Source organism: Sandarakinorhabdus sp. (assembly GCF_041689835.1).
In the GTDB taxonomy this organism is placed as follows: domain Bacteria; phylum Pseudomonadota; class Alphaproteobacteria; order Sphingomonadales; family Sphingomonadaceae; genus Sandarakinorhabdus.
Genome location: NZ_JBDNFM010000035.1, coordinates 1 through 2,843 on the forward strand (window position 1 = coordinate 1; position 2,843 = coordinate 2,843).

The 2,843-nt window shown below is 64.7% G+C and carries 2 protein-coding genes; one reads left to right on the plus strand and one right to left on the minus strand.

Annotated elements, in window-relative coordinates; genetic code table 11:
• The first annotated feature begins 126 nt into the window (after nucleotides 1-126).
• Nucleotides 127-1,449, plus strand: a complete 1,323-nt coding sequence (locus ACESL8_RS01700; protein ID WP_372915263.1) for a flavin-containing monooxygenase — start codon at nucleotides 127-129, stop codon at nucleotides 1,447-1,449.
• On the opposite strand, the gene ACESL8_RS01705 is transcribed toward ACESL8_RS01700, so the two are convergent.
• Nucleotides 1,409-2,843 (minus strand): MATE family efflux transporter (locus ACESL8_RS01705; protein ID WP_372915265.1); only part of this gene is annotated, 1,435 nt, incomplete at its 5' end. The two genes, ACESL8_RS01700 and ACESL8_RS01705, sit on opposite strands and share 41 nt — an antisense overlap.

The window sequence follows — 2,843 nt, forward strand, 5'->3', positions numbered from 1 at the left end:
AAACAGCAGCAGGGAGGTGGCAGCAGTCATGGCTTTGCCTTGAACAGCATTGCAGCCGGCCGGGCAAGCGCAGCATCATCAAAGCGAGAGGTGGCGCCCGGGCGGCTGCGGCTTAGGATGCCGGCCATGAACGCGCTCCCTGTTGCCCTGATCGGTGCCGGCTGTTCCGGTTTCACCACCGCCAAACGGCTGGCGGATGAAGGCATCGCGTTCGACTGGTTCGAAGCGTCCGATCGGATTGGCGGCAACTGGGCCTACAACAATCCCAACGGCATGAGCAGCGCCTACCAGTCGCTGCACATCGACACTTCGAAATGGCGCCTGCAATTTGCCGAATATCCGGTGCCTTCCGATTGGCCGGATTTCCCGCATCACAGCCTGATTGCCCAATATTTCAACGATTATGTCGATCATTTCGGACTGCGGGGGATGGTGCAGTTCGAAACGCCGGTGATGCAGGTAACGCGCCGCGATGATGGCCAGTGGGATGTGACGACGAAAAACGGCACCAAAATCTACCGCGCTGTCGTCGTCGCCAACGGCCACCACTGGAGCCCCAATCGCCCGGTGTGGGAGGGCGAGTTCAGCGGCACCATCATCCACGCCCATGATTACCGCACCCCGTTTGCGCCGCTGGACCTGATCGGCAAGCGGGTGCTGGTGGTCGGGCTTGGCAACAGCGCGGTCGATATCGCGTCGGAGCTTGGCCAGCGCAGCATTACCGAAAAATGTTTTGTCTCTACCCGGCGCGGCGTGTGGGTGCTGCCCAAATATTTCAACGGTGTGCCCGCCGACAAGCAGGCCGCGCCGCCGTGGCTGCCGCTGCGCATCGCGCGCTGGATCGGCCGCCGCAAGGTAAAAAGCCTGGTGGGCAACATGGAAGATTACGGCCTGCCCACCCCCGATCACGAGCCATTGGACGCGCATCCCACCGTGAGCGGCGAATTCCTCACCCGGGCGGGCAGCGGCGATATCGGCATCAGGCCGGCCATCGCCCGGCTTGACGGCGACGGCGTGATCTTTGCCGACGGCAGCCGCGAGGTGGTGGACGCGATCATCACGGCGACGGGCTACAACATCAATTTTCCTTTTCTCACGCCCGAGGACGCGCGCGTGACGGGCAATCACATCCCACTTTACAAACGCATGGTGCAGGCCGATTCGGCGCTGCACGGCCTGTGGTTCATGGGGCTGGCGCAGACGCTGCCGACGCTGGTCAATCTGGCCGAGCAGCAATCAAAGCTGCTGGCGGCGTATCTGGCCGGTCGTTATGCGCTGCCCGCGCCAGAGGAAATGGCCCGCACCATCGTGGCCGAGGAAAAACGCTATCAGGGCCATTATTACGCAAGCCGCCGCCACACCATGCAGGTGAATTTCGAACCTTATGTGGCGGATATTGCTGCCGAAATCAGGCGTGGGGCGTTGCGGGCAGTGCGTCTGGCGGCGTAAGCGGCCCGCGCGCCAGCAGCGCAAAACGGCCCCACAGCAGAACCGCCGAAAGCACGCTGGCGACGATGATCGCCCAGATCAGGCCATCGACGCCGCCGCCGTTTCTCACCCCCAGCCACCAGGCCAGCGGCATCATCACCGCCATGTAGGAAACCACGTGGATCACGGCAGGCGCCTTGATATCGGAACGGGCACGCAACGATTGCGCGGCCACCACTTGCAAGCCGTCGGCCGCAAAGAACAGGCTGGACAGCAGCATGGCACTGGCAATGCCGGCCAGCACCGCGGGATCGCGCGAATAGGCCGCGGCGATGGCATCCGGAAACAGCCACACGCCCAGCGAAACCAACAGCAGCGCCGCCGCAGTCACGCCAAAGCCCTGCGCGGCTGAAGCCAGCATCCCCGTGCGATCACGCGCGCCATAAGCCCGGCCGACCAGCACTGACGTTGCCACCGACAGGCCCAGCGGCACCATGAACACTAGCGCCGCCACATTGATCACCACCGCCCAGATCGCCACCGCCGTGACGCTGATCCAACCGGCAAACACCGCCATCGCCGAGAAGGCCAGGCTTTCGATGAAATAGCTCGTCGCTGCGCCATACCCCACCGCGCGCATGGCCCGCGCTGCGGGCGGATCGCGCGGTGCCGGGCTGAACACGCCCAATTCGCGCGCACGCCGCCAGCGCAGGATGACCACCGCGAGCACGATGAACAGAAAAAGCCGGCTGGCAAAGGTGGCCCAAGCGCTGGCCACGGCGCCTTCGACGGCAAACATGTTGTCGCCCGGCACCAGCCACAAATTGACCGCGAGGTTGACGATATTGGCCGCCCACATTGCCACCATGCCGGGGATTGCGCGGCCATGGGCTTCCAGCCAGAACAGCCCGGCATCGGCAACCACGATCGGGACCAGTGAAACGGCCTGTACTTGTAACACCAGGGTCGCACCTTCAGCCAGTCCGGGCGCCATGTTGAACGCCGTCAGCATCGGCCCGCCGGCGGCCGCGAGGAACACGGCGCAGGCAATGGAAATCCAGGTGGCATAAGCCAGTCCGCGGCGCAGGATCGCCCCGGTATCGGCCTCACGGCCTTCACCGATTGCCTGGCTGGTCATCACCTGCACGCCTGACAGCAGGCCCAGCGCCGTGGTCAGCACACCGCCGGTCACCGCCCAGCCAAGGGCGTGATAGCCCATCTCCGCGGCTGAATGCTGGCCGACCACAATCGTGTCCACCAGTCCCATCGCCATGATGCCGAGGCGCGACGCGACGACCGGCGCTGCCAGGCTGAGCAGGGCCGGCAGGCCGTGGCCCTTCGTCTCGTCGTTCGGGGCCGCGGCGGCCGTCATCGGGTTATCATCCTGGCAGGCAACAAGGCCGCTTCGCATACAG

Bases quoted from the DNA above. Each gene is read 5' to 3' on its own strand.
- ACESL8_RS01700 (WP_372915263.1), top strand. From the start codon at position 127: ATGAACGCGCTCCCTGTTGCCCTGATCGGTGCCGGCTGTTCCGGTTTC.